The 21,647-nt window shown below is 67.0% G+C and carries 27 protein-coding genes; 11 read left to right on the forward strand and 16 right to left on the reverse strand.

Features of this window, described 5'->3' with window-relative positions; all coding sequences use genetic code 11:
* Positions 1-59: 59 nt before the first annotated feature.
* On the forward strand, positions 60-557 hold the full coding sequence (locus tag ACEN9F_RS10455) for a pyridoxamine 5'-phosphate oxidase family protein (protein ID WP_413419956.1): 498 nt from the start codon (positions 60-62) through the stop codon (positions 555-557).
* On the opposite strand, the gene ACEN9F_RS10460 is transcribed toward ACEN9F_RS10455, so the two are convergent.
* Positions 554-1,324 (reverse strand): DUF2334 domain-containing protein, encoded by a 771-nt coding sequence (locus ACEN9F_RS10460; protein ID WP_413419957.1) that lies wholly within the window; start codon positions 1,322-1,324, stop codon positions 554-556. The genes ACEN9F_RS10455 and ACEN9F_RS10460 overlap by 4 nt on opposite strands.
* Positions 1,305-2,573: a glycosyltransferase gene (locus tag ACEN9F_RS10465; protein WP_413419958.1), complete on the reverse strand. Its 1,269-nt coding sequence runs from the start codon at positions 2,571-2,573 to the stop codon at positions 1,305-1,307. Before ACEN9F_RS10465 ends, ACEN9F_RS10460 begins: the two co-directional genes overlap by 20 nt.
* 28 nt (positions 2,574-2,601) lie before the next feature.
* Here ACEN9F_RS10465 and dnaK point away from each other — a divergent pair, with 28 nt between their 5' ends.
* Positions 2,602-4,500 carry a molecular chaperone DnaK gene (gene dnaK / locus ACEN9F_RS10470; protein ID WP_413419959.1) on the forward strand — a complete coding sequence of 633 codons (1,899 nt, stop codon included), beginning with the start codon at positions 2,602-2,604 and terminating at the stop codon, positions 4,498-4,500.
* Between the two features lie 83 nt (positions 4,501-4,583).
* On the opposite strand, the gene ACEN9F_RS10475 is transcribed toward dnaK, so the two are convergent.
* From ACEN9F_RS10475 to ACEN9F_RS10485, 3 genes are all read right to left on the reverse strand, one after another.
* Positions 4,584-4,967 (reverse strand): KGG domain-containing protein, encoded by a 384-nt coding sequence (locus ACEN9F_RS10475; RefSeq protein WP_413419960.1) that lies wholly within the window; start codon positions 4,965-4,967, stop codon positions 4,584-4,586.
* Positions 4,968-5,140: 173 nt separating this feature from the next.
* A complete protein-coding gene (locus ACEN9F_RS10480; protein ID WP_413419961.1) occupies positions 5,141-5,338 on the reverse strand; it encodes a hypothetical protein in 198 nt (65 codons plus the stop codon).
* A 150-nt stretch (positions 5,339-5,488) separates the two neighbouring features.
* On the reverse strand, positions 5,489-6,442 hold the full coding sequence (locus ACEN9F_RS10485; RefSeq protein WP_413419962.1) for an aldo/keto reductase: 954 nt from the start codon (positions 6,440-6,442) through the stop codon (positions 5,489-5,491).
* Between the two features lie 89 nt (positions 6,443-6,531).
* On the opposite strand from ACEN9F_RS10485, the gene ACEN9F_RS10490 reads away from it, so the two are divergent.
* From ACEN9F_RS10490 to ACEN9F_RS10505, 4 genes are all read left to right on the forward strand, one after another.
* A complete protein-coding gene (locus tag ACEN9F_RS10490; protein ID WP_413419963.1) occupies positions 6,532-7,407 on the forward strand; it encodes a LysR substrate-binding domain-containing protein in 876 nt (291 codons plus the stop codon).
* A gap of 65 nt (positions 7,408-7,472) precedes the next feature.
* Positions 7,473-7,979: a GAF domain-containing protein gene (locus ACEN9F_RS10495; RefSeq protein ID WP_413419964.1), complete on the forward strand. Its 507-nt coding sequence runs from the start codon at positions 7,473-7,475 to the stop codon at positions 7,977-7,979.
* An 88-nt stretch (positions 7,980-8,067) separates the two neighbouring features.
* Positions 8,068-8,652 carry a TetR/AcrR family transcriptional regulator gene (locus ACEN9F_RS10500; protein WP_413419965.1) on the forward strand — a complete coding sequence of 195 codons (585 nt, stop codon included), beginning with the start codon at positions 8,068-8,070 and terminating at the stop codon, positions 8,650-8,652.
* The gene (locus tag ACEN9F_RS10505) at positions 8,649-9,512 is read left to right on the forward strand and encodes an alpha/beta fold hydrolase (protein ID WP_413419966.1); all 864 of its coding nucleotides are present in this window, start codon (positions 8,649-8,651) and stop codon (positions 9,510-9,512) included. Before ACEN9F_RS10500 ends, ACEN9F_RS10505 begins: the two co-directional genes overlap by 4 nt.
* A 20-nt stretch (positions 9,513-9,532) precedes the next feature.
* Here the strand turns inward: ACEN9F_RS10505 and ACEN9F_RS10510 are convergent, their stop codons facing one another.
* The 6 genes from ACEN9F_RS10510 to ACEN9F_RS10535 form a co-directional block, all read right to left on the reverse strand.
* The gene (locus ACEN9F_RS10510; RefSeq protein ID WP_413427027.1) at positions 9,533-10,753 is read right to left on the reverse strand and encodes an RNA polymerase sigma factor; all 1,221 of its coding nucleotides are present in this window, start codon (positions 10,751-10,753) and stop codon (positions 9,533-9,535) included.
* 31 nt (positions 10,754-10,784) lie between these two features.
* Entirely contained in the window at positions 10,785-11,597 is an 813-nt protein-coding gene (locus ACEN9F_RS10515; RefSeq protein ID WP_413419967.1) for a YciI family protein, read from the reverse strand.
* 33 nt (positions 11,598-11,630) lie between these two features.
* Complete coding sequence (locus tag ACEN9F_RS10520; protein WP_413419968.1) at positions 11,631-12,050, reverse strand: YciI family protein; 420 nt, start codon at positions 12,048-12,050, stop codon at positions 11,631-11,633.
* 10 nt (positions 12,051-12,060) lie between these two features.
* A complete protein-coding gene (locus ACEN9F_RS10525; protein ID WP_413419969.1) occupies positions 12,061-12,534 on the reverse strand; it encodes a VOC family protein in 474 nt (157 codons plus the stop codon).
* Positions 12,535-12,620: 86 nt separating this feature from the next.
* On the reverse strand, positions 12,621-14,060 hold the full coding sequence (locus ACEN9F_RS10530) for a heavy metal sensor histidine kinase (protein ID WP_413427029.1): 1,440 nt from the start codon (positions 14,058-14,060) through the stop codon (positions 12,621-12,623).
* The gene (locus ACEN9F_RS10535) at positions 14,060-14,731 is read right to left on the reverse strand and encodes a heavy metal response regulator transcription factor (RefSeq protein WP_413419970.1); all 672 of its coding nucleotides are present in this window, start codon (positions 14,729-14,731) and stop codon (positions 14,060-14,062) included. The genes ACEN9F_RS10530 and ACEN9F_RS10535 overlap by 1 nt, the downstream gene beginning before the upstream one ends.
* A 138-nt stretch (positions 14,732-14,869) precedes the next feature.
* On the opposite strand from ACEN9F_RS10535, the gene ACEN9F_RS10540 reads away from it, so the two are divergent.
* From ACEN9F_RS10540 to ACEN9F_RS10550, 3 genes are read left to right on the forward strand one after another with little or no spacing between them, the layout of a single operon-like run.
* Positions 14,870-15,199 (forward strand): CzcE family metal-binding protein, encoded by a 330-nt coding sequence (locus ACEN9F_RS10540; protein ID WP_413419971.1) that lies wholly within the window; start codon positions 14,870-14,872, stop codon positions 15,197-15,199.
* 13 nt (positions 15,200-15,212) lie between these two features.
* Complete coding sequence (locus tag ACEN9F_RS10545; protein ID WP_413419972.1) at positions 15,213-15,614, forward strand: DUF305 domain-containing protein; 402 nt, start codon at positions 15,213-15,215, stop codon at positions 15,612-15,614.
* The gene (locus tag ACEN9F_RS10550; protein ID WP_413419973.1) at positions 15,611-16,978 is read left to right on the forward strand and encodes a YncE family protein; all 1,368 of its coding nucleotides are present in this window, start codon (positions 15,611-15,613) and stop codon (positions 16,976-16,978) included. The genes ACEN9F_RS10545 and ACEN9F_RS10550 overlap by 4 nt, the downstream gene beginning before the upstream one ends.
* Positions 16,979-17,031: 53 nt before the next feature.
* Here ACEN9F_RS10550 and ACEN9F_RS10555 read toward each other — a convergent pair whose 3' ends face one another.
* The 3 genes from ACEN9F_RS10555 to ACEN9F_RS10565 all read right to left on the reverse strand — a co-directional run bounded on the left by ACEN9F_RS10555 (position 17,032) and on the right by ACEN9F_RS10565 (position 19,287).
* Positions 17,032-17,490, reverse strand: a complete 459-nt coding sequence (locus ACEN9F_RS10555; RefSeq protein ID WP_413419974.1) for a hypothetical protein — start codon at positions 17,488-17,490, stop codon at positions 17,032-17,034.
* Positions 17,491-17,557: 67 nt separating this feature from the next.
* Positions 17,558-18,301: an alpha/beta fold hydrolase gene (locus ACEN9F_RS10560; protein ID WP_413419975.1), complete on the reverse strand. Its 744-nt coding sequence runs from the start codon at positions 18,299-18,301 to the stop codon at positions 17,558-17,560.
* An 86-nt stretch (positions 18,302-18,387) separates the two neighbouring features.
* A complete protein-coding gene (locus ACEN9F_RS10565) occupies positions 18,388-19,287 on the reverse strand; it encodes an alpha/beta fold hydrolase (RefSeq protein WP_413419976.1) in 900 nt (299 codons plus the stop codon).
* Between the two features lie 109 nt (positions 19,288-19,396).
* Here ACEN9F_RS10565 and ACEN9F_RS10570 point away from each other — a divergent pair, with 109 nt between their 5' ends.
* The gene (locus tag ACEN9F_RS10570) at positions 19,397-20,170 is read left to right on the forward strand and encodes a substrate-binding periplasmic protein (protein ID WP_413419977.1); all 774 of its coding nucleotides are present in this window, start codon (positions 19,397-19,399) and stop codon (positions 20,168-20,170) included.
* A gap of 8 nt (positions 20,171-20,178) precedes the next feature.
* Here ACEN9F_RS10570 and ACEN9F_RS10575 read toward each other — a convergent pair whose 3' ends face one another.
* Positions 20,179-20,382, reverse strand: a complete 204-nt coding sequence (locus tag ACEN9F_RS10575; protein ID WP_413419978.1) for a hypothetical protein — start codon at positions 20,380-20,382, stop codon at positions 20,179-20,181.
* On the reverse strand, positions 20,379-20,882 hold the full coding sequence (locus ACEN9F_RS10580; protein WP_413419979.1) for a hypothetical protein: 504 nt from the start codon (positions 20,880-20,882) through the stop codon (positions 20,379-20,381). Before ACEN9F_RS10580 ends, ACEN9F_RS10575 begins: the two co-directional genes overlap by 4 nt.
* A 112-nt stretch (positions 20,883-20,994) precedes the next feature.
* Here ACEN9F_RS10580 and ACEN9F_RS10585 point away from each other — a divergent pair, with 112 nt between their 5' ends.
* Positions 20,995-21,615 carry a flavodoxin family protein gene (locus ACEN9F_RS10585; RefSeq protein ID WP_413419980.1) on the forward strand — a complete coding sequence of 207 codons (621 nt, stop codon included), beginning with the start codon at positions 20,995-20,997 and terminating at the stop codon, positions 21,613-21,615.
* The last annotated feature ends 32 nt before the right edge of the window (positions 21,616-21,647 follow it).

Genomic DNA, 21,647 nt, shown 5'->3' on the forward strand with positions numbered 1-21,647 from the left:
GCGGCGGACGCGAGCGCTATGGTGGGGCCATCTTCCCACTTCCATCATGGAGGCGCATCATGCCGCTGTATTCGCAGGAACAAATCAACACCATCGCCGCCAAGATCAAGGATGTGCGCTTCGGCATGTTCACCACCACCGACGATGAGCACATACTGACCAGCCGCCCGCTGACCAGCCAGCAGATCGACACCGAAGGCAATATGTGGTTCTTCACCTCGGACGACGCGCCCTTCACGCACGACCTGCAACGGCATCCCGAGGTCAACGTCAGCTTTTCCAATCCCGAGCACGACCTTTACCTGTCCGTGACCGGCCGCGCCTACCTGCTGCGCGACCGCGCCAAGGCGCGCGAGCTATGGAGCCCGCTGGTGCGGGCCTGGTTCCCCGGCGGACTGGACGATCCGCACCTGGCGATGATACGGCTCAAAATAGAGTCGGCCGAATACTGGGACGCCGGCGCCAGCAAGATGAAGCAGCTGTTCCATTTCGCCAAGGCGGCGGTGACGGGACGCGCGCAGATGCCGATGGGCGCCCACGTCACCATCTGCCTCTAAGGCGGTGGCAGGCGGCGGGCGAAGGCCGCCTTGGTCAGCGCTTGCCGCCGCTCCAGCAAGGTCCCGAGCACGCGCTGCGCGTGCAGCACCAGCCGGGGAAACTCCGCATCGCGCGGGTGCAGGCCCAGGCGTACCAGCGGCGCCGGCGCCAGGCAGCCGGCCAGCGCCGTCACCGCCGGCGGCGACAGGCAGCGGCCGCCGCGATTGCGCGCGGTATAGACCAGGCTGGGGGAGAACAGCGCGCGCCGCGCCGGCAGCAGATGAAAATGCGTCAGCGTCGTCGTATAGGAAAACGCCGCTTCTTGCTGCAAGGCTTGCCAGGCGCCGGCGCCCAGCAGCCAGGCCGGCGCCACAAAGCCGCTGACCGGCCAGCCGCGCGCGGCGAACCACGCCAGCCCCAGCGCCAGCAACCGCCGCGCGCGCACCGCATCGATCGCGGCAAACTCTCCTTCGCCCGTCGTAAACACTTCACGCCAATAGCGCCCGGGCAAACCGCGCAAGCCGCGCGCCGGCGGCGCCCGGTCGAGATGGCGGTAGCCATGCAGCGCCAGCTCGTGTCCCTGCGCCAGCAAGGCGCCCAGCATGGCTTCATAGCCGGCATGGCGGGTGGCGGCGCCGTGATAGCGCGGCACCACCAGCAGCGTGACCGGAATGTCCGCCACCTGCCGCACCGCCTGCAGCAGCCGCAGGCACGCCGGCCACGTGGCCGGCGCCACATCGTGAATGGAGACGCAGACGGCCTTGATCTCACTCGCGGACCAGGCCATACCCTCTTTCCACCGCGCGCGGCCACGCCGCCAGCAAACCCTGATAGCGCCGCAGCAGCTGCGGCATGACGCGGTTCCAGTCGTACAAATCCTGCGCCTTGCGGCGGGCGTTGCCGCCGAGGGCGTTCAAATCGCGCCTGAACAGCGCGTCGATGCCCTCGCACAAACTGTCGACGCTGTCCGGGCGGACCAGCAATCCGGTCTCCGTATCGACCAGCTCCGCCACCGCGCCGCCCGTCCCCAGCACCGGCAAGCCGCAGGCCATCGCCTCAATCGCGATCAGGCCGAAGGTTTCCATATCGCCCGGATGCACCAGCACGTCGCAGCTGGCGAGCAGGCGCGCCAAGATCCGCTGGTCGCCCTGGAACGGCAGCACCGTCATGTGCGGCGAACGCGGCGGCGCCGTGCCGCTGCCGATCAGCAGCAGGTGGTAGGGCCGCCCCAGCCGGGCCAGCGCGCCGGCCAGCAGGGCGAGCTTCTTTTGCGGCGTGAACCGTCCGGCATACACCAGCAGCCGCGCATCGGGCGGCAAGCCCAGCTTGCGCCGCAACGCCGGGTCGCGCCGCGCCGGGCTGAACACCGCGCAGTCGGCGCCCAGCGGCTGCACCACGGCGCCGGCCACGCCCAGCGCCGCCAGCCGCGCCTGCATGATGCGGCTGGGCGTCAGCACCAGGTCGAACTGGCGGTACAGCGCGCGCAGATAGCGCGCGGCCAGCGCCGCGGCGGCCGCGCCGAGACTGTGCTCCACCAGGCTATGCAGGTCGGAATGATAGAAGCCGACCACCGGCATGTCCAGGCGCTGGCGCGCGCGCAGCGCCGCCCACGCGCAAGGGCCGGCGTCGCCCACCTCCACCAGGTCCGGCCGCAGCTGGCGCAGCACGCGCGCCGGCCGGGACACGCCGCGCGGCACCCGGTAGCCGTGGATGCCGGGCAAGGCGATGGCCGGCAGGCCGATCACCCGCGCGTCGCCGCCGGCGACGTTGGGGCTGACGATGGTGTGCCGGAACTGGCGCCGCCGCGCCAGCCAGTCCGCCTTGGCGTTGAGATACGTGGTGATGCCGCCGCCCTGGCGCGCGTAATACATGGTGATGTCGACTACATGCATGGCTGGCCCCGCCCCTCTCGCCCCTCGCTGCTTGCCGCAGTATGCCCGCAGGGCGCGGCGCGCACCGTTGGCGACGCGGCCATCGTTGATCTGGCTCACGGCGGTGGCGACGGCCGGAACCAAGGCCGCCGCAACTTGTCTCACATCGGGGGCATTCCGCCAGGAGGACATCATGGGCAAGACCATCGGCATCGATTTGGGCACCACCAATTCCTGCGTCGCCGTCATGGAGGGCGGCCAGGCCAGGGTGATTGAAAATTCGGAGGGCGCGCGCACCACGCCGTCGATCGTGGCCTACCTGGACAACGAGATCCTGGTCGGCGCCACGGCCAAGCGCCAGGCCGTCACCAATCCGCAGAACACGCTGTTCGCCGTCAAGCGCCTGATCGGCCGCAAGTTCGACGAGGCCGAGGTGCAGAAGGACTTGCCCCTGATGCCCTACCAGATCCTGCGCGCCGACAACGGCGACGCCTGGATCGAGGCGCGCGGCCGCAAGCTGGCGCCGCAGCAGGTCTCGGCCGAGGTGCTGCGCAAGATGAAGCAGACGGCCGAAGACTACCTCGGCGACAAGGTCGCCGACGCCGTCATCACCGTGCCGGCCTACTTCAACGACGCCCAGCGGCAGGCCACCAAGGACGCCGGCCGCATCGCCGGCCTCGAGGTCAAGCGCATCATCAACGAGCCGACCGCCGCCGCGCTGGCCTTCGGCCTGGACAAGTCCGAGGGCGACCACAAGATCGCCGTCTACGACCTGGGCGGCGGCACCTTCGACATCTCCATCATCGAGATCGCCCACCTCGAGGGCGAGAAGCAGTTCGAGGTGCTGTCCACCAACGGCGACACCTTCCTCGGCGGCGAGGACTTCGACCAGCGCGTGGTCGAGCACATCATCCGCGAATTCCGCCAGCTCAGCGGCGTCGACCTGGGCCGCGACCCGATCGCCCTGCAGCGCATCAAGAGCGCCGCCGAGCGCGCCAAGATCGAGCTGTCGTCGTCGCAGCAGACCGACATCAACGAACCCTACATCGCCATGGCCGGCGGCACGCCCGCGCACCTGAACCTGAAGCTGACGCGCGCCAGGCTGGAAGCGCTGGTCGAAGACCTGGTGGCCCGCACCGTCGAGCCGTGCCGCACCGCCCTCAAGGACGCCGGCCTGAAGGTGGAGCAGATCGACGACGTGATCCTGGTCGGCGGCATGACCCGCATGCCGCGCGTGCAGCAGGCCGTGCGCGAGCTGTTCGGCAAGGAAGCGCGCAAGGACGTCAACCCGGACGAGGCGGTGGCGGTGGGCGCGGCGATCCAGGCCTCGGTGCTGTCGGGCGAGCGCACCGACGTGCTGCTGATGGATGTCACGCCGCTGTCGCTGGGCATCGAAACGCTGGGCGGCGTGATGGCCAAGATGATCGCCAAGAACACCACCATCCCGACCCGCTTCAGCCAGGTCTACACCACCGCCGACGACAACCAGCCGGCGGTGACGGTCAAGGTGTTCCAGGGCGAGCGCGACATCGTCAGCGGCAACAAGCTGCTGGGCGAATTCAACCTGGTCGGCATCCCGCCGGCGCCGCGCGGCCTGCCGCAGATTGAGGTGAGCTTCGACATCGACGCCAACGGCATCCTGCACGTGGGCGCGAAGGACAAGGCCACCGGCAAGGAAAACAAAATCACCATCAAGGCCAACTCCGGCCTGAGCGAGGCGGAGATCCGCAAGATGGTGCAGGACGCCGCCGCCCACGCCGAGGACGACCGCCGCATGAAGGCGCTGGCCGAGAGCCGCAACGCCGCCGACGCCCTGATCCACGGCACGCGCAAGACGCTGGCGGAGCACGGCGACAGGCTGGCCGCCGCCGACCGCGAGCGCATCGATGCCGCCATCGCCGCGCTGGAAAGCGCGGCCAGGCAGGACAGCAAGGCCGACATCGACGCCAGGACGGCGGCGCTGTCGGCGGCGGCACAGAAGCTGGGCGAGCAGATGTATGCAAGCGCGCAATCCGGCGCCGGCACGGCGCCGGGCGAGCCCGCGCCGCAAGAGGACGTGGTCGACGCCGACTTCAAGGAAGTGCGCAAATAAAAAAGATCCGCAGGCGGCTGGCCTGCAGATCTTTTTTTAACGGGCGCTATCGCCCGGCCGGGTCAGGCTGCGGAGTCCGGGCCTCAGGACTTGGAACCCGAACCGCCTGAACGGGAACCGGAACCCCGGCCGCCGGCGCCGCCGCTGTCGCCCTCGTCCTCGTCCTGGTCACGGGCGCCGCCCTTGCTGCCGCCTGCACCGCTGCGCGACGCGCTGCCGCCGGTGCTGCTCTGGCTGCTGCGCGCATCGTTCTTGTGGCTCATGCTGCCGGCGCGGCGTGCCTCTTCCGAGGTGAACTCGTGTGCCGTGCCTTTTTCATGTGCCGCGCGCCCGCCTTCCGCAGCGATTTCACGCTGCTGTTCCGGATCCATCGAAGCGAAGCCGCGTTTGCTGGTATCGCTTTGCTGACTGCCGGATTTCTCGCCTTGCTTGCCGCCTTGCTTGCTGCCTTGGTCGTTGGTTGCCATGATTGTCTCCCGATGTAAATACCGCTCACTGATCCTGCTTGCATCACAGGAGCAGCCATCGTAGTGCACAGCCCAGGCACACAATATAGGACACGCGCAGCAGCAGGTGTAGGACGACTCCGGGTACCGGTTACGATGGACGGCGGCACTTCCAGTAGAAGGGAGGCCAGCCGCTAGGGGTCGATCAGTTCCGCCATGAAGTCGATATTGTCATCCTCCTCCGAGTGGATGACGACGTGCTCGGTTCCCACCATCAGCATGGTCTCGATATCGGGCGCTGCGGCGCCGCCGACACGATGCGGCGGCGCCTCGCTGCAAGTCTTGCACTTCCCCTGACGCGGTTGGATGGCGTTCTTTTTTCTGGTAGGCATGATTTTTTCATCTTCCCTGGTCAAAAATGCATAGTCACCAGAGTAGCGCGCAAGCTTCCGGCGCGCCATCGGAGAGTGCCTACAAATATCGTAGGAGTGCCTCGGAAAACCGCTAGGAGTGCATCGGAGTTGCGAGCTCGGCAAAGCGTATCAAGCGTTCACGCCTTGCATGCCCGCCTGCGGATAGCGCGCGCCGGCCGCCATGCCGGCCGGCAGCGCGGCTGAGATACGCGCCAGTTCGGCCGCCGACAGCCGGACCTGCAAGGCGCCCAGGTTTTCCAGCAGGTAGCCGATGCGCTTGGTGCCGGGAATCGGGACGATGTCGTCGCCCTGCGCCAGCAGCCAGGCCAGCGCCAGCTGGGCCGGCGTGCAGCCCTGCGCCAGCGCCATGCCGCGCACGGTGTCGGCGATGCGCTGGTTGTGCTGCGCGTTGGCGGCCGCGAAGCGCGGGCTGAGCTTGCGGAAATCGCCGTCCTCCAGCGGCGCCACCTTGCCGGTCAGGAAGCCGCGGCCCAGCGGACTGTAGGCGTGGAAACGGGCGCCGACGTCGCGGCAGGCCGCGAGCACGCCGTCTTCCGGATCGCGCGTCCATAGCGAATATTCGCTTTGCACGGCCGCCAGCGGATGGATGGCGGCGGCGCGGCGCAGCGTGGCCGGCGACACCTCGCACAGGCCGATGGCGCCGATCTTGCCGTGCCGAACCAGATCGGCCAAGGCGCCCATCGCATCCTCCAGCGCGGTCTGCTCCAGGTTCAAACGGTGGATATAGTATAAATCGATATGCTCGACCCCCAGCCGCCTGAGCGAGGCGTCGCAGGCCGCGCGCAGGTAGGCCGGCGCGTTGTCGATGCGGCGCTCGTAGCTGCCCTTGCTGCGCACCAGGCCGGCCTTGGTGGCGATCACCAGCCGCGCGCGCTTGCCGCGCGCGAAGCGGCCCAGCAGTTCTTCGTTGTGGCCGATGCCGTAGCTGTCGGCGGTGTCGAACAGCGTGACGCCGTTGTCGTAGGCCGCTTCCAGCGTGGCCAGCGATTGCGCGTCGTCGGTGGCGCCGTAGAACTCCGACATGCCCATGCAGCCCAGTCCCATACGCGATGCTTTTTTCATGATCCGCTCCCCAGGTAGTTGATGCAGGCCAGTCTAGGCGCGCCGGGCGGCCGGCGGAATGTGCAAAATCGTGATACCTTTTCAGTATCATGAGACAACTCGACACCCATGCCCTGCAGATGTTCGTGGCGGTGGCCCAGTGCCTGAACTTCCGCCAGGCCGCCGAACAGCTGCACATGACGCAGCCGCCGCTGAGCCGCGCCGTGCGGCAGATGGAGGAGCGGCTCGGGGTCCGCCTGTTCGAGCGCGACACGCAGCACGTCGCGCTGACGCCGGCCGGCGCCGAACTGCTGCCGCGCGCCTTGCGCATCCTCGCGCTGCTGGACGAGGCCGAGCTGGCGCTGCGGGCGCGGCAGACCGGGTTGCGCCTGCGGCTCGGCCTGACGACGTCGATGGAGTCCGACCTGTTCCGCGCCTTCACCGGCGCGCTGGCCGACGCCGCATGCACGCCGGAGCTGGTGTTTGCCGATTCGCCAAGGCTGGTGGCCGGATTACGGGCGCGGCGGCTGGACGCGGCGGTCATCGCCCTGCCCACCGCCACCTTCGGGCTCGAGGTGCGGCAACTGGGCAGGCAGCCGCTGCTGGTCGCGCTGTCCAGCCGCCATCCGCTAGCCAGGCGCCGCGGCCTGACGCTGGCCGACCTGCGGGACCAGCCGGTGTACTGGTTCGAGCGCGCCCGCCAGCCGGCCTTCTTCGACCACAGTCACGCGGTGTTCCGCAAGCACGGCTTCGCGCCGGCTTTCGTGCGCGAGCCGCGGGACCACCATGTGCTGCTCAGCGACGTCGCGGCCGGCAAGGGGCTGGCGCTGCTGCCGACCTCGTTTGCCGCGATCCGCCGCGCCGGCGTGGCCTACCGCAGGCTGGCCGAGGGCGACGAGCTGGCGGCCGGGCTGGGGCTGATCGTCGCCGACGGCCACCCGGCCGCCGCGCTGCTGCGGCGGCTGGCGGCCGACACGCTGGGCTGACATGGGCGAGATGCGCTACCATATAGCCCTCAGCGCGCCTTGCGCCTTTTTCTGAACAGAACATCATGACTTTCACCCTCAGCGACGCCGCCTACGGCACCGACACTCCCGCCGCCAAAAACGCCATGTACGACGACCTGCGCCCGCAACTGCAGGGCCTGCTGCACGGCGAGCGCGACCTGATCGCCAACACCGCCAATTTCAGCTCGCTGGTCTTCAACAGCATGCCGGGCCTGAACTGGGCCGGCTTCTACTTCCTCAAGGGCGACGAATTGGTGCTGGGACCGTTCCAGGGCAAGCCGGCCTGCATCCGCATCAAGAAGGGCCGCGGCGTCTGCGGCACCACCGTGGTGGAGGGCAGGTCCATCGTCGTGCCGGACGTGCACGCCTTCCCCGGCCACATCGCCTGCGACGTCAATTCGCGCTCGGAGCTGGTGGTGCCGGTGCGCGGCCCGGACGGCGCCATCGTCGGCGTGTTCGACCTCGACAGCCCGCTGCCCAACCGTTTCGACCAGACCGACGCCGACGGCATCGAGTCGCTGGTGAGGCTGCTCGAAGCCACGCTGGCCTGAGCCGGCAATAGCAACAGCAACCCATGCCCCGGTCCGCCGGGGTTTTATTTTTCTTGCGTACAGACCGACCGGTCGGTATAGTTAACCGATGACGACCACACCTACCCGAGACCGCCTGATCCGCGCCATGGGCGACGCCTTGCAGCGGCGCGGCCTGCACGGCGTCGGCCTGAGCGAAATCCTGGCCGAGGCCGGCACGCCCAAGGGCGGCCTGTACCACCATTTCCCCGGCGGCAAATCCGAACTGGCGGTGGCCGCCATCGAGCGGCAGGTGGCCGACCTGTGCGCGCTGCTCGACAAGCTGCTGCCGGCCGCCCCCGACCCGGTGGCCGCGCTGGAGCTGTGGACCGCCAGGGCCCAGCAGCAGCTGGCCGCCAGCGCCTTCCAGCGCGGCTGCCCGCTGGCCACGGTGGCGCTGGAGTCCGACGTCGACGACGTCGATATCCGCCGCGCCCTGTCGGACGGCTTCGCCGCCATCCGCGCGCGGCTGGCGCGGGCCTTCGAAGCCTCGGGCAAGATCCCCAACGCCGCCGGCCTGGCCGCGCTGATCGTCGCCGCCTACGAGGGCGCGCTGCTGCAAGCCCGCGTGGCCGGCAGCGTGGCGCCGATGGAGCTGGTCAGCGCCACGCTGTTCCCGCTGCTGCGCGCGCAACTGCAAGGAGACCCGCCATGAACGCCCCCCGGCGCCTGACCCTGAACGCGGCCGACGGCTATCCGATCGCCGCCACGCTATACCCCGCCGCCGGCGCCGCGCGCGCCCACCTGGTCGTCGCCCCCGCCACCGGCGTGCCGCAGGGCTACTACCGCCGCTTCGCCGAGTTCGCCGCCGCGCGCGGCTACCGCGTGCTGACCCTGGACTATCGCGGCATCGGCCTGTCCAAGCCGGCCACGCTGAAGGGCTTCAAGATGGATTACCTGGACTGGGGCCGGCTCGACCTGGCCGCCGCCGTCGGCCACATGGATGCGACCAAAGGCGATGCGCTGCCGCTGTTCATGATCGGCCACTCCTACGGCGGCCACGCGCTGGGCCTGCTGCCCAACCAGGACCGGATCGCCGCCTGCTACCTGTTCGCCACCGGCGCCGGCTGGCACGGCTGGATGCCGCCGCTGGAGCGCGTCAAGGTCTGGACCATGTGGCACATCGTCGGTCCGCTGCTGACGCGCTGGAAAGGCTACCTGGCCTGGAGCAAGCTCGGCATGGGCGAAGACCTGCCGCTGGACGTCTACCGCCAATGGAAGGGCTGGTGCCGCTTTCCCCACTACTTCTTCGACGATCCCGGCATGCGCGGCATCCGCGGCAGCTACGACCGGGTGCGCATGCCGGTGGTGGCGGTCAACACGCTGGACGACCTGTGGGCCCGCCCCGCCTCGCGCGACGCCTTCATGGCCGGCTACCGCAACGCCCGCGTCACCGCCGTCACCATCGACTCGCAGCGTTCCGGCCTGGGCGCCATCGGCCACATGGGCTACTTCAAGGCCAAGGCGCAGCCGCTGTGGGAAGACGCGCTGGCCTGGTTCCAGAGCAACACCTAAGGCGGAACTGACCCCGCCTTTCATGCCGCCGCGCGGGCGAGCAGCAGCTGGCGTTCGCGTTGGTTCTGCGTCAGCGCCGCGGCGCGTTCGAATTCGCGGCGCGCTTCGGCGTGCCGTCCGAGCTTGGCCAGCAGGTCGCCGCGCACGCTGGGCAGCAGGTGATAGTGCCTGAGCGCCGGCGCGTCCAGCAAGCCATCCACCACTTCCAGTCCCGCCGCCGGGCCGAAGGCCATCGACAGGGCCACCGCGCGGTTCAACTCCACCACCGGCGACGGCGCCAGCTGCGACAAGGCGTCGTACAGCGCGGCGATGCGCTGCCAGTCCGTGTCCGACGCCAGTCGCGCCCGCGCGTGGCAGGCCGCGATCGCCGCCTGCACGCCATACGGGCCGAGTCCGCGCCCGGTGCGCTCGGCGCGCGCCAGCGCGGACAGGCCGCGCCGTATCAGCATCTGGTCCCAGCGCGCGCGGTCCTGCTCCAGCAGCAGGATCGGCTCGCCCTTGGGGCCGACGCGGGCGCGGGCGCGCGACGACTGGATCTCCATCAGCGCCACCAGGCCGTGCACTTCCGCCTCGTCCGGCGCCAGCTCGGCCAGGATGCGGCCCAGCCGCAGCGCCTCCTCGCACAGCGCCGGCCGCATCCAGTCGGCCCCGGCGCTGGCGGAATAGCCTTCGTTGTAGATCAGGTAGATCACCTGCAGCACCGACGCCAGCCGCCCGACCAGCTCGTGCGCGCGCGGCGCTTCGAACGGCACCCTGGCTTCGGCCAGCGTGCGCTTGGCGCGCACGATGCGCTGCGCCACCGTCGCTTCCGGCACCAGGAAGGCGCGGGCGATTTCCTCGGTGCTCAGGCCGCCCAGCAGGCGCAGCGTCAGCGCCACGCGGCCGTCGGTCGGCAGCACCGGGTGGCAGGCGACGAACACCAGCCGCAGCAGGTCGTCGCCGATGTCGTTTTCCAGCGCGTCGGCCACCGCCGCGTCGAGATTGGGGGCGGCGTCCTGCAGCTGTTCCTCGATCTCGTAGGTCAGCTGCGGTTCTTTTTCGCGATGCAGCTGGCGCCGGCGCAGCAGGTCCAGCGCGCGGTTCTTGGCCACCGCCGTCAGCCAGGCGGCCGGCTGCTCGGGCACGCCGGCTTCGGGCCAGCGCTCCAGCGCCAGCACCAGCGCGTCCTGCGCCAGCTCTTCGGCCTGGCCGACGTCGCGCAGCATGCGCGCCAGCACGGCGATGATCTTGGCGGACTCCATCCGCCATACCGCCTCGACGATCTTGTGGACGCTAGCCGCCACGGGCTGCCTTGCTGAAGGCGTTGCGCAGGCCCGCCTCCAGCAGTTCGGCGCGCAGGCGCTCTTCGGCGGCGCGCATTTCCGGCGTAAATTCCTGGTGCGCGATGCGCTCGCACGCTTCGCGGAGCTCCAGCGTCAGGTCGCCGGGATGCGGGTAGGGATAGCTCTTGGCCCAGGCGATGGCGGCGTCGCGCGAGGCCGCCTGCAGCATCCAGTAGCCGGCGATCAGTTCCTTCACTTCCGTGAACGGACCGTCCACCACCGAGGTCTTTGCGTTCGCATAGTGCACGCGGGCGGCCGAGGCGCTGGCCTTGAGGCCCTCGCCGGCCAGCAGCACGCCCTGCTGCACGCCCGCTTCGTTGGTGGCGTTCATGACGTCGATCACTTCCGGCGGCGGCACCAGGTCGGCCTCGGCGCCGGCGTCGGAGCGGATGAAGACCACGTAGCGCGTCAATGCTTCATCGCGCTGCGGGATGGTGCCGGCCGCCGTGCCGCGTTCATCGAAGCCCACGCAATTGCCGGGACAACCGGCGTCGCGGATTTCATAGACTGCGCCGCTGTCGAACAGGGGCCACCAGCGCACCTGCTCGATGCAGTCCTCTCGCGACTCCGCCTCGATCAGCGTGAAGCCGGCGATCAGCTCCTTGGGCGGGAACGGGCCTTTGACTTCGCTCCAGACGCCGTCGCGCCGCAGCAGCCGCACCGCTTCCGCGCTGGGACGCAGAAAAGTGCCCGGCTCCAGCGCCGGCGGCTGGATTCCTCGTTCCGTGCTCTGGTTGGCGCGGCGCAGTACCATGAATTCCATTGCATGCTCCTGTACGAATTTAACGCTAAGGTATCAGGATCCCATCCGGGCGCGCAAGGCTTCTTCCTGCGCGACCAGCTCCGGCGTGGCGACCTCGCCGAAATCCTCCATCTCGAACACCTGGCGGATCTCGATCTCGGACGGGCCGTCGAAGGGATTCGGGCAGCGCTTCATCCACTCGATGGCTTCTTCCCTGGACTTGACCTGGATCAGCCAGAAGCCGGCGATCAGCTCCTTGGTCTCGGCGAACGGGCCGTCGATGACGGTGCGCCTGGCGCCGTCATAGCGGATGCGCGCGCCCCTGGAGCTGGGATGCAGGCCCTCGCCCGCCAGCAGCACGCCGGCGTTGACCAGTTCCTCGTTGAACTTGCCCATCGCCGTCAGCAGCTCGGTGCTCGGCATCTTGCCCGCTTCGGAATCGTCGGTGGCTTTTACGATGATCATAAAACGCATGTCGGTCTCCTTATTGGCACTCGGGCATTTGCTGTTTCATCGCCGCGTCCATTTCCTCCGGCGTCACGTCCTTGATGTGGGTGGCCAGCGACCAGTGGTGGCCGAAGGGATCGGTGACCTGGCCGTAGCGGTCGCCCCAGAACATGTCGGCCACCGCCATCTTGACGGTGGCGCCGGCGTCGACCGCCTGCTTGAAGGACGCGTCCACGTCCGGCGTGTACAGGTGCAGCGTGACCGGGCTGCCCTTCAGCGCCTTGGGACCGAGGCCGCCGTATTCGGGGAAGTCGTCCGCCAGCATGATGGTGGAATCGCCGATCTTGATGGCGGCGTGCATGACGCGGCCGTTGGGGCCGGGCAGGCGCATCAACTCGGTGGCGTTGAAGGCTTTCTTATAGAACTCGATGGCGTCCGCCGCGCCTTCGCATACCAGGTGCGGGGTGACGGTGTGCATGTCTTTCGGAACCGCATCTACTTTTGCATCCATGATGATCTCCTTTGTGTGGGGTGGGCCGAGTGAATCGTCACTCTACCCCGACGACGAAGCAGCACTCCTGAAATCGACACGGTTTTTCAAGTATTTTTATCTTTTTTAAACAGCAGGAAAAATACGGTGCTTGCGCCCGCCTCGCTTTGCACCCGGATATTACCCCCATGCAACTCCATGATGGCGCGGACGATGGACAGGCCGAGGCCGGCCGAGTGGGCGTGGTCGGAGCGGGCCGCGTCGGCGCGGTAGTAGCGGTCGAAGATGTGCGGCAAATGTTGCGGCGCGATGCCGGGGCCGGTGTTGCTGACGGCCAGCTCGATGCCTTCCTCGCCGTCGTCCTTGACCTCGCGCGCGGACAGCTGGACCGCACCGCCGGCCGGCGTGTGGCGCAGCGCGTTCGAGACCAGGTTGTTGACCGCGCGCTGCAGCAGCACCGGATCGATCCACGCCTGCAGCGGCGGCGACGCCACCGTGAAGCGCACGCCGAGATCCTCGGCCAGGATGTCGAAGTAGTCGTGGATGCGCTGCAGTTCGGCGCGCAGGTCCAGCGTCTCGCGCTTGAGCGCCAGCTGGGCGTTGTCGACCCGCGCCAGGAACAGCGTGTTCTCGATCATGCGCGCCAGGCGCTCGTATTCCTCCGAGTTGGAGGCCAGCAGCGCCTGGTACTCCTCCACCGTGCGCGGGCGCGCCAGCGCCACCTGCGTCTCCACCATCAGCGTGTTGACCGGCGTGCGCAGGTCGTGCGCCAGGTCGGCCGCAAAGCCGGACAGGCGCTGCACGCCGTCTTCCAGCCGGTCCAGCATGGCGTTGAAGGCGGCCCCCATCTCGCGCAGCTCCACCGGCGCGTCCTGCAGCGACAAACGGGTATTGAGGCGGCTGGCGCTGATGTCGTTGGCCTTGCCGATCACGGAGCGCAGCTGGCGCATGCTGCGGCGTACCACCACATAGCCCAGCAGAGTGGCCAGCACGGCGCCGCCGCACAGCGCCAGCAGCAGGTCGATCGCATAGCCGCGCAACATCTTCAGGCGGTCCGACCGTTCGCGCGCCAGCGTGATCTGCACCGGTTCGCCGGCGCCGTTGCCGGTCTCCGCGCCCACCAGCCCGACCGCGCTGACCATGCGGCCGCTGCCCATCGCCGGCACCCAGTCGTGCACGTCGTCCAGGGTCAGCGCGCGCTGCGGCGGCACGCTGTCCACATGCGGCAGCGGGCGCGAGGTGGGCGAGGTCCGCAGCAGCTGCCGGCCGTCCGGCGCCGTCACCTTCAGCATGAAGTCGTCGTGGCCGAGCAGCGTGTCGGTCAGCGGACGGGCGTCCTTGACGATCGCCTGCGGCGACGGCAGCTCGCCGAGGATGCGGCGGATCTGCATCACCTTGTTGATCAGCTCGACGTCGTCGCGGTAGGACATCTGCCGCGCCAGCGTGTGGTAAAGGTAGGCGCCGATCGCCAGGAAGATCACCACCGCGACCGCCGACAGCAGCAGCGCCACGCGCAGCGTCAGCGAGAGCGGCCGCAGCTTGCCCATCACGGACGCTCTTCCAGCAGGTAACCCATGCCGCGCACGGTCTGTATCAGCTTGACGGCGTAGGGATCGTCGACCTTGGCGCGCAGGCGGCGGATCGCGACGTCGACCACGTTGGTGTCGGAATCGAAGTTCATGTCCCACACCATCGAGGCGATCTGCGTGCGCGACAGCACTTCGCCCTGGCGCTTGGCCAGCAGGTGCAGCAGCGCGAACTCCTTGGCGGTCAGCTCGATGCGGTGGGACTGGCGCGAGACCCGGCGGCGCAGCACGTCGATCTCCAGGTCGCCCAGGCGTATCACTTCCGCCTCGCGCACCGGGCCGCGCCGCATCAGCGTCTTGATGCGGGCCAGCAGTTCGGCGAAGGCGAAGGGCTTGACCAGGTAGTCGTCGGCGCCCAGCTCCAGGCCCTTGACGCGGTCGGACACGTCGTCGCGCGCGGTCAGGAACAGCACCGGCGTGTGCTTGCGCTCGCGCAGCCTGGCCAGCACCGACCAGCCGTCCATCTGCGGCAGCATCACGTCCAGCACGATCAACTCGTAGTCGTGCTCCAGCGCCAGCGCCAGGCCGTCGACGCCGTTGCGCGCCAGGTCCGCCACGTAGCCGGATTCCTGCAGGCCCTTGACCAGATAATCGCCCGCCTTGGGCTCGTCTTCTACAACCAGAATTTTCATGATGTTCTCCAGATGCCGCAATTGTCGGCCTTTTGCGGGCCCGCTTGGATTACAAATCTGTCATTTGGACGTCATCTTCCTGTCAGTGCCGGCCCTCTAGACTGGCTCCATCATCACACACCACTGAAAGGAAACACCATGTTCAAAGCCATCCGCACCGCCATCATCGTCGCCGCCATCGCCGGCACCGCCAGCGGCGCCTACGCCGCCGTCAACACCAAGGAATTCGGCATGGCCACCAGCGCCGCCAACGCCGACCGCCACGTCGTCATCAAGCCCGATGCCAAATGGGTCAACGTCGACAACGGCGACACCGTGGAATTCAACGTCGACGGCAAGAGCTTCACCTGGCATTTTGACACGCTGCGCGGCGAAAGTGCGTTCGAGCTGTCGAAAATCGCTCCGGAAGGCGTCGATGCCGGCAAAGTGATCGTGTACGTCGGCGCCAACCCGCTGTATCGCGGTTGATCGGATGGCGGCCATGAGGATGACAGCCATGCGCTTCGCCGTCAGCTGCACCCTGTCGCTGGCCGCGCTGTCGGCCAGCGCCCAGGAACACCACCATGGCGGCCCGGCGGCGGCCGCGCCGCCGGTGTTCGTCGCCAGCACCGCAAAGCCCTTCGGTGCGCTGATGGACGACGCCATGGCCGTCATGGACGACGGCATGAGGCAGGCGCCGATGAACGGCGTCAGCGAGCATGATTTCGTGACCATGATGATGCCGCACCACCAGGGCGCGGTCGACATGGCCAAGGCCGTGCTGCTCTACACCCAGGATCCGGAAATCCGCAATCTGGCGCTCGGCATCATCGCCGAGCAGCAGAACGAGATCAAGGTCATGCAGGCCTGGCTGCAACACCACAACAAGGAGATTCCACAATGAAGACCATCGCCTCGCTTGCGATCGGCACGCTGCTATCGGCATCCGCCGGCGCCGCGCCATCGCCGCTGGACCGCGTTTATACGGCGGACCAGAACACCAATACCATCTCCGTATTCAACCCGGCCAGCAATACGCTGCTGGGACAGATCAAGCTGGGCAACGCCCGCCCGGACGTGCTGTCGCCACTGTATCGCGGCGAGATCAATGTGCACGGACTGGGATACTCGCCGGACCACAAGACGCTGATCGCCATCTCCAACGGTTCCAACTCGGTGACCTTCATCGATACCGCGACCAACAAGGTCAAAGGCAAGACCTATGTGGGCCGCTCGCCGCACGAGGGCTTCTTCAGCGCCGACGGCAAGGAGGTCTGGGTGGTGGTGCGCGGCGAGGACTATATCTCGGTCATCGATCCGGTGACGTTCAGGGAGACGCGCCGCATCCAGACCGACCTGGGGCCGGGCATGGTGCAGTTCCATCCAAACGGCAAGCTGGCGTTCGCGGTGTCGAGCTTCACGCCGACGGTGGACGTGATCGATGTGGCGTCGCATGAAATCGTCAAGCGCATCAGCGTCGTCAGTCCGTTCTCGCCCTTCCTGCAATTTACGCCGGACTTCAGCGAGATGTGGATGACGCACAAGGATGTCGGCAAGGTCACGCGCATCAGCACATCCACCCTGGAGGTGACTGGCGTGATCGACACCGGCTTCATCACCAATCACCTGGCGTTTGCCAAGGTGGGCGACGAGGTACGGGCCTATGTGACGGTCGGCGGCGAGAATCTCGTCAAGGTCTACAGCACCGGCAAGGAAGCAAAGCTGCTGGCGACGATCTCCACCGGCGCGCTGCCGCATGGTATCTGGACCTCGGACGACAGCAGCCGCATTTACGTGGGGCTGGAAAACGGCGATGGCGTACAGGTGATCGACCCGGTCACCAACAAGATCGTCGCCTCCATGCCGGGTGGACAGGCGCCACAGGCGCTGGTGTATTTGTCGAAGGTGGCGGCGTCGGCTGGCGACCATGCCAATCTGGTGCCGCGCGTGAACCAGGATGCGCACAACATTCAATTGAAAGCGGTCAGCGGCGAGGCCAAGGGCTTTGTCGTGGTGCGCAACCTCGGCGTGGTGGATGCGATGGAGGCCTTCCTGTACAAGCTCAAGCCGGACACCGTCTACAACATCTACGTCAGCAGCCAGTCCGCGCCCGTGGGCAGCTTCCGCACCGACGCCAAGGGCATGGCCAACGGCACGATGATCGGCCCGGTGCGCACGGCCGCGGCAAGCGATGCGGCCTTCACGGCGGATCGCATCATGGTGCGCGAGGCCGCCGCCGATACAGCGGTGCTGGTCAGCGCAATGTAAAAAAGACTGTCGGGCGCCGCCCGGGATGGCTGGTTGTCCCCCTGTGCGTCGCCTTAGAGCAGACGCGCTATTGCAGCTTTCCGCGCTGACCGGCAAACATCGGCAAGCAGCCATTGATCACTGCCTGGAAGGCGCAGCCAGATGGCTTTCCAGGCATTGCGGTTGCCGCGGCCCTGCAGGTTCGCAAAGCATGACGGCGACAAAGCGTGCTCGCCGTATTTGATTTCCCCTCCTTTCACCACGGCGAAATAGTGCTTCTGGCCGAAGCTCGCGCGCAGCCTGGTTCCTTCTGGCAGAAACAGCTCCTTCCATTGGTATCCCGCCTCGGATGGCGCCGCCGGCTGCTGCTGGACTGCCGGAGTTGGTTTCATATAGGCGCGGATCGCATCGCAGATGAACGGCTCCAGCGAGAGCGAGTCCGACCAGAAATGGCCGGTGAATTCGCCGAGCGCTTCCAGCACATCGGAGGGCACGCGGATGGGAAACTGAAGAGGTGGTTGAGGAGTAGGCATGGGGGGGCTCCCGAAAGACACCCCGCCCCGCGCGCTGCGCGCCTGAGGACGGGGCTGTTCTCCAGTATTACTTCACCGCCGCTGCCGCCTCAAGGATCAGGTTCGCAATCTCGTCTGGATGCGAGATCATCGACAGGTGGCTGGACTGCAGTTCGATGGTCTTCGCGCCCATGCGCTTGGCCAGGAAGCGCTCCAGCTCAGGCGACGTGGTGCGGTCGTTGGCCGACACCGCGTAGTAGGTCGGCTTGACCTTCCACGCCGCCTGGGTCGTACGGGCGCTGAACAGCTTCTGCGAGATGCGTCCCTGCCCTGCGTACAGCACGCGCGCCCTGGCCGGATCGATATCGCCGGCGAAGTCACGCACGAAGGCCGCTTCGCTCAGTTGCGCAAAACCGTCCGGCGACTTGACCAGGCCCGCCATGGCGGGCGGCGCCGCGAAGGTGGCGGCCAGCGCACCGTAATCCTCACCCGCATCCGGCGCGCGCGCGGCCACGTAGACCAGCGCGCCGACTTTCGGATCGGTGCCGGTTTCGCTGATCACCGTGCCGGCCCACGAATGGCCCACCAAGACGGTCGGGCCGTCCTGCAGCGCCAGGACGCGGCGCGTGGCGTCGGCATCGTCAGCCAATGAAGTCAGGGGATTTTGCACCGAGGTGACATGCATGCCGGCCTGTTGCAGGCGGGCGATGACATCGTTCCAGCCGGAGCCGTCGGCGTAGGCGCCGTGCACCAGCACGACGTTGGTGGCGGCAGCCGAAGCGAAACCGGAGAACAGCGTGGCGACCACGCCGGCAAGCAGCAGTTTTTTCATGATGACGTCCTTTGAGTGAGTGATGGCTCCAGTATAGAAATCCATCCCTGACCCAAAGATGACGCCAACATTACAAACTCATTACATTAGTTCAGGAATTGCACCAGCGCCGGCACCACTTGTTCCGGCGCTTCGTCGATCAGCCAGTGGCCCGAGCCCTTGATGATGGTGCTCTGCACATTGACGGCGGCCGAGCTGATTTGCTTGCCGAGGAAATCGCCGGCCGAGTACTCGCCGGCCAGCGTCAGCACCGGCATCGCCAGCTTGGTCTGCGACATCGGGCCGAAGTCGGCGGCGTCGCGTTCGAAGTCGCTGAAGTAGGCGAAGCCGGCGCGCATGCCGCCCGGTTGCGCATAGGCCGCCGCGTACAGCTTACGGTCCGCTTCCTTGACCGATTTGGTTTTATCGGCCGAGAAGTCGTTCCAAAAGTGTTCGAAGTAGATGCGCTCGCGTCCCTGGACCAGCGCCAGCGGGGTCTCGCCGTAGAAGTGGAAGTGCCACACGGCCTTGGCCGGGAAGGCGTTGCGCCAGTCGCCGATGCCGGGCACGAAGGCGTCCATGAACACCACGCGGCTGGTGTCGGCCGGGAACTGGGCGGCGTAGCCGTAGGCGACCATCAGGCCGATGTCGTGGCCGACGACGGCGGCCGGCTCCTTGCTGATGCCCTTGACCAGTTCATGGATATCGACGGCCATGGTTTTCTTGTCGTAGCCGCCCGCCGGTTTTTCGGAATCGCCGGCGCCGCGCAGGTCGGGTACGATGACGGTGTGGTTCTTGACCAGTTCGGCCATCGCCGGGCCCCACATATGGCCGGTCTGGCCGTAGCCGTGCAGCAGCACGACCGGGCTGCCCTTGCCGCCGATCTGGTAGTGCAGCTTGACGCCGTTGACTTGCGCATACTGGTCGGTAAAGCCGGCCGGGGCGGCGGCGGCCATGCCGGTCGCCAGGGCCAGTGTGGTTGCGGCGATGATTTTAGTGAAGTTCATGATCTGCTCCTGAAAGTGGTTGGTTGACGTGATCACTATATGATTTACACTTACCGTCAACAATACGTTCAACAACAACAAATCATTCACATTTTATGAATTAATGACGATGCGCCATGCTCCCCTGCTCTTGTTGTTGCTGGCCGCCGGCGCCGACGCCTGCACGCTGCGCATCGGCTACACTTCGCAAAACGCGCCGCCCTACTATCTGGGCACGGACACCGTCCCCAGGGCGCCGGGGGCGACCATCGATTTGCTGCGGGAAATGGCGGCGGCCTCCGGCTGCGCCGTTGAACTGGTGCGCCTGCCGACGGCCAGGCTGCTGTTGACGCTCAACGCCGGGGAGATCGACGCCGTCGCGCTGACCACGCCGCCGGCAGAGCTGCCGCAAGTCGTCTACCCGGTCGACGGCCGGGGCAAGCCCGATGCCAGCCGCGGCGTGCCGCAATTCATCATGGTGTATGTGCGCGCCGCCGACCGCGCGGCGGGCGACAGGGACGCGGTCGCGTTCCTGCGCGGACGCCGGGTCGGCGTCACGCACGGCGTCTCCTACGCCGCCGAGTTGCGCCAAGCCGGCATGCGGATCGACGACGGCGCCGCCAATAGCCGCCGCAACTTCGACAAGCTCAAGCTGGACCGCGTGGACGCGGTCGCCGTCTCGCTGAACGCACCGGGCGACCTGGACGCGTTGCTGGCCAAGGAATACGGCGGCAAACTGGCCCGCCTGGAGCGGCCCTTCCGCACCCGCTCGCTCTGGCTGATGGTCAACAAGACCTACTACGGCGCGCACCGCGCCGAGATCGACGCCATGTGGGACTGGCTGGGCCAGACCGGCGCCAAGCGCCTGCCCGCCCTGCTGAAGAGGTATGAAACGGCAAAATGATGGGATACCTACAGCATTAAACGCCTCTTCACTTCGCCAAGAATGCGCAGCTTGCGTTCTTCAGGCGCATTGCGATAAGCATCGAGTTGGGAATAAAACTCTACGGCAGGATCAGCCGGATCGCTTGCATAGCGTTTGATCAGCCATACAATAAACCTGCCGGCCAATATCCCAACCAGTGGAAGTATGGCCAATACCAAAAGTTGGTTCATAGTGACACCCCTGCTTTAATCTCGTTGAATAGCAAGCATAGTAGATAGAATAACGCGGAATATGATAACGGTGCGTTCAGATCCAATATTGAAATATCAGGAAGGCCAAAGGCGGGCGCAGCTTGGATCGTCATCAACACCAGCTCAAACCACAGTGCTAACCCTGTCAACATCCATATCAACGACAACCCGGAAACCAAGCGGAGAATCTGCTGCTTGGGAATCGACAAAACGGACAGTGTTCGGTACGGGAGATCATTCACTATGATGGAAGACAGCATGCCCAATCCTACGGACACGATTGTTGCCGGCAAAAATGCCATTGGAGTGGACTCGTGCATCACACGACGAAGCGACCATTCAATAAATCCCATTACCAACGGCAAGAGATAAGTAGGCAGTCGGAAAATCAGACCTGACATCGCTGTTTTTCTCATCATGCGCCCGCTACGGGCGTCCGCGTAGAATGACTGGTTACGCGGGCTGACTGATTGAGCCACCTCAGGTTCTTGCTATTATTTGCAACCAAGCTGTCACAACGGCGGCGCGGCGCGCGTCTTACAGGTATAGGCAGGCACATCGGATGCCGCCGCCATCCGCTGAAAGCACGCCATGCCCCCTCTGCCCCACGTCCGCATCGCCGTCGTCTACCACAGCGGCTACGGCCACACCGCCAAGCAAGCCGAAGCCGTCGCCAGCGGCGCCATCGCCGCCGGCGCGGAAACGCTGCTGATCAGCGTCGACGATCCGTCGCCGTACTGGGAGGCGCTGGAAGCGGCCGACGCCATCATCTTCGGCTGCCCGACCTATATGGGCAGCGCCTCGGGCGCGTTCAAGATGTTCATGGACGCCAGCTCGCGCCACGCCTTCGCCGGCGCCAAATGGCAGGACAAGCTGGCCGCCGGCTTCACCAACGCCGCCTCGCGCTCGGGCGACAAGCTGGTCACGCTGCAGCAGCTGTCCATCTTCGCCGCGCAGCACGGCATGCACTGGGTCAACCTCGGCCTGCCGCCCGGCCACAACAAATCCACGACGACGGAAAACACCCTCAACCGCCACGGCTACTTCATCGGCGCCGCCGCCCAGTCGGACGCCGACCTGTCGGCCGACGATGGCGCCACCGAGGCCGACCTGGACACCTCGGCCCACCTCGGCGCCCGCGTGGCGCGGGTGGCGCGCCAGCTGGCCGCCGGCCGCGCCGCGCTGGCCGGCGCCCTGCCGCTGGCGGCCTGAAGGAAAGACGCGTGGTCCGGATGACGCGCCGG

Source organism: Duganella sp. CT11-25, assembly GCF_047302815.1.
Lineage (GTDB): Bacteria > Pseudomonadota > Gammaproteobacteria > Burkholderiales > Burkholderiaceae_D > Rugamonas.

What these genes read in the sequence shown, in the direction of transcription:
- ACEN9F_RS10490 (WP_413419963.1), top strand. Translation starts at nt 6,532, where the DNA reads ATGAGACAACTCGACACCCATGCCCTGCAGATGTTCGTGGCGGTGGCC.
- ACEN9F_RS10530 (WP_413427029.1), bottom strand. Translation starts at nt 14,060, where the DNA reads ATGGGCAAGCTGCGGCCGCTCTCGCTGACGCTGCGCGTGGCGCTGCTG.
- ACEN9F_RS10540 (WP_413419971.1), top strand. Translation starts at nt 14,870, where the DNA reads ATGTTCAAAGCCATCCGCACCGCCATCATCGTCGCCGCCATCGCCGGC.
- ACEN9F_RS10480 (WP_413419961.1), bottom strand. Translation starts at nt 5,338, where the DNA reads ATGCCTACCAGAAAAAAGAACGCCATCCAACCGCGTCAGGGGAAGTGC.
- ACEN9F_RS10565 (WP_413419976.1), bottom strand. Translation starts at nt 19,287, where the DNA reads ATGAACTTCACTAAAATCATCGCCGCAACCACACTGGCCCTGGCGACC.
- dnaK (WP_413419959.1), top strand. Translation starts at nt 2,602, where the DNA reads ATGGGCAAGACCATCGGCATCGATTTGGGCACCACCAATTCCTGCGTC.
- ACEN9F_RS10510 (WP_413427027.1), bottom strand. Translation starts at nt 10,753, where the DNA reads ATGGAGTCCGCCAAGATCATCGCCGTGCTGGCGCGCATGCTGCGCGAC.
- ACEN9F_RS10495 (WP_413419964.1), top strand. Translation starts at nt 7,473, where the DNA reads ATGACTTTCACCCTCAGCGACGCCGCCTACGGCACCGACACTCCCGCC.
- ACEN9F_RS10570 (WP_413419977.1), top strand. Translation starts at nt 19,397, where the DNA reads ATGCGCCATGCTCCCCTGCTCTTGTTGTTGCTGGCCGCCGGCGCCGAC.
- ACEN9F_RS10585 (WP_413419980.1), top strand. Translation starts at nt 20,995, where the DNA reads ATGCCCCCTCTGCCCCACGTCCGCATCGCCGTCGTCTACCACAGCGGC.
- ACEN9F_RS10575 (WP_413419978.1), bottom strand. Translation starts at nt 20,382, where the DNA reads ATGAACCAACTTTTGGTATTGGCCATACTTCCACTGGTTGGGATATTG.
- ACEN9F_RS10560 (WP_413419975.1), bottom strand. Translation starts at nt 18,301, where the DNA reads ATGAAAAAACTGCTGCTTGCCGGCGTGGTCGCCACGCTGTTCTCCGGT.
- ACEN9F_RS10500 (WP_413419965.1), top strand. Translation starts at nt 8,068, where the DNA reads ATGACGACCACACCTACCCGAGACCGCCTGATCCGCGCCATGGGCGAC.
- ACEN9F_RS10555 (WP_413419974.1), bottom strand. Translation starts at nt 17,490, where the DNA reads ATGCCTACTCCTCAACCACCTCTTCAGTTTCCCATCCGCGTGCCCTCC.
- ACEN9F_RS10545 (WP_413419972.1), top strand. Translation starts at nt 15,213, where the DNA reads ATGAGGATGACAGCCATGCGCTTCGCCGTCAGCTGCACCCTGTCGCTG.
- ACEN9F_RS10525 (WP_413419969.1), bottom strand. Translation starts at nt 12,534, where the DNA reads ATGGATGCAAAAGTAGATGCGGTTCCGAAAGACATGCACACCGTCACC.
- ACEN9F_RS10455 (WP_413419956.1), top strand. Translation starts at nt 60, where the DNA reads ATGCCGCTGTATTCGCAGGAACAAATCAACACCATCGCCGCCAAGATC.
- ACEN9F_RS10520 (WP_413419968.1), bottom strand. Translation starts at nt 12,050, where the DNA reads ATGCGTTTTATGATCATCGTAAAAGCCACCGACGATTCCGAAGCGGGC.
- ACEN9F_RS10550 (WP_413419973.1), top strand. Translation starts at nt 15,611, where the DNA reads ATGAAGACCATCGCCTCGCTTGCGATCGGCACGCTGCTATCGGCATCC.
- ACEN9F_RS10535 (WP_413419970.1), bottom strand. Translation starts at nt 14,731, where the DNA reads ATGAAAATTCTGGTTGTAGAAGACGAGCCCAAGGCGGGCGATTATCTG.
- ACEN9F_RS10460 (WP_413419957.1), bottom strand. Translation starts at nt 1,324, where the DNA reads ATGGCCTGGTCCGCGAGTGAGATCAAGGCCGTCTGCGTCTCCATTCAC.
- ACEN9F_RS10485 (WP_413419962.1), bottom strand. Translation starts at nt 6,442, where the DNA reads ATGAAAAAAGCATCGCGTATGGGACTGGGCTGCATGGGCATGTCGGAG.
- ACEN9F_RS10515 (WP_413419967.1), bottom strand. Translation starts at nt 11,597, where the DNA reads ATGGAATTCATGGTACTGCGCCGCGCCAACCAGAGCACGGAACGAGGA.
- ACEN9F_RS10505 (WP_413419966.1), top strand. Translation starts at nt 8,649, where the DNA reads ATGAACGCCCCCCGGCGCCTGACCCTGAACGCGGCCGACGGCTATCCG.
- ACEN9F_RS10475 (WP_413419960.1), bottom strand. Translation starts at nt 4,967, where the DNA reads ATGGCAACCAACGACCAAGGCAGCAAGCAAGGCGGCAAGCAAGGCGAG.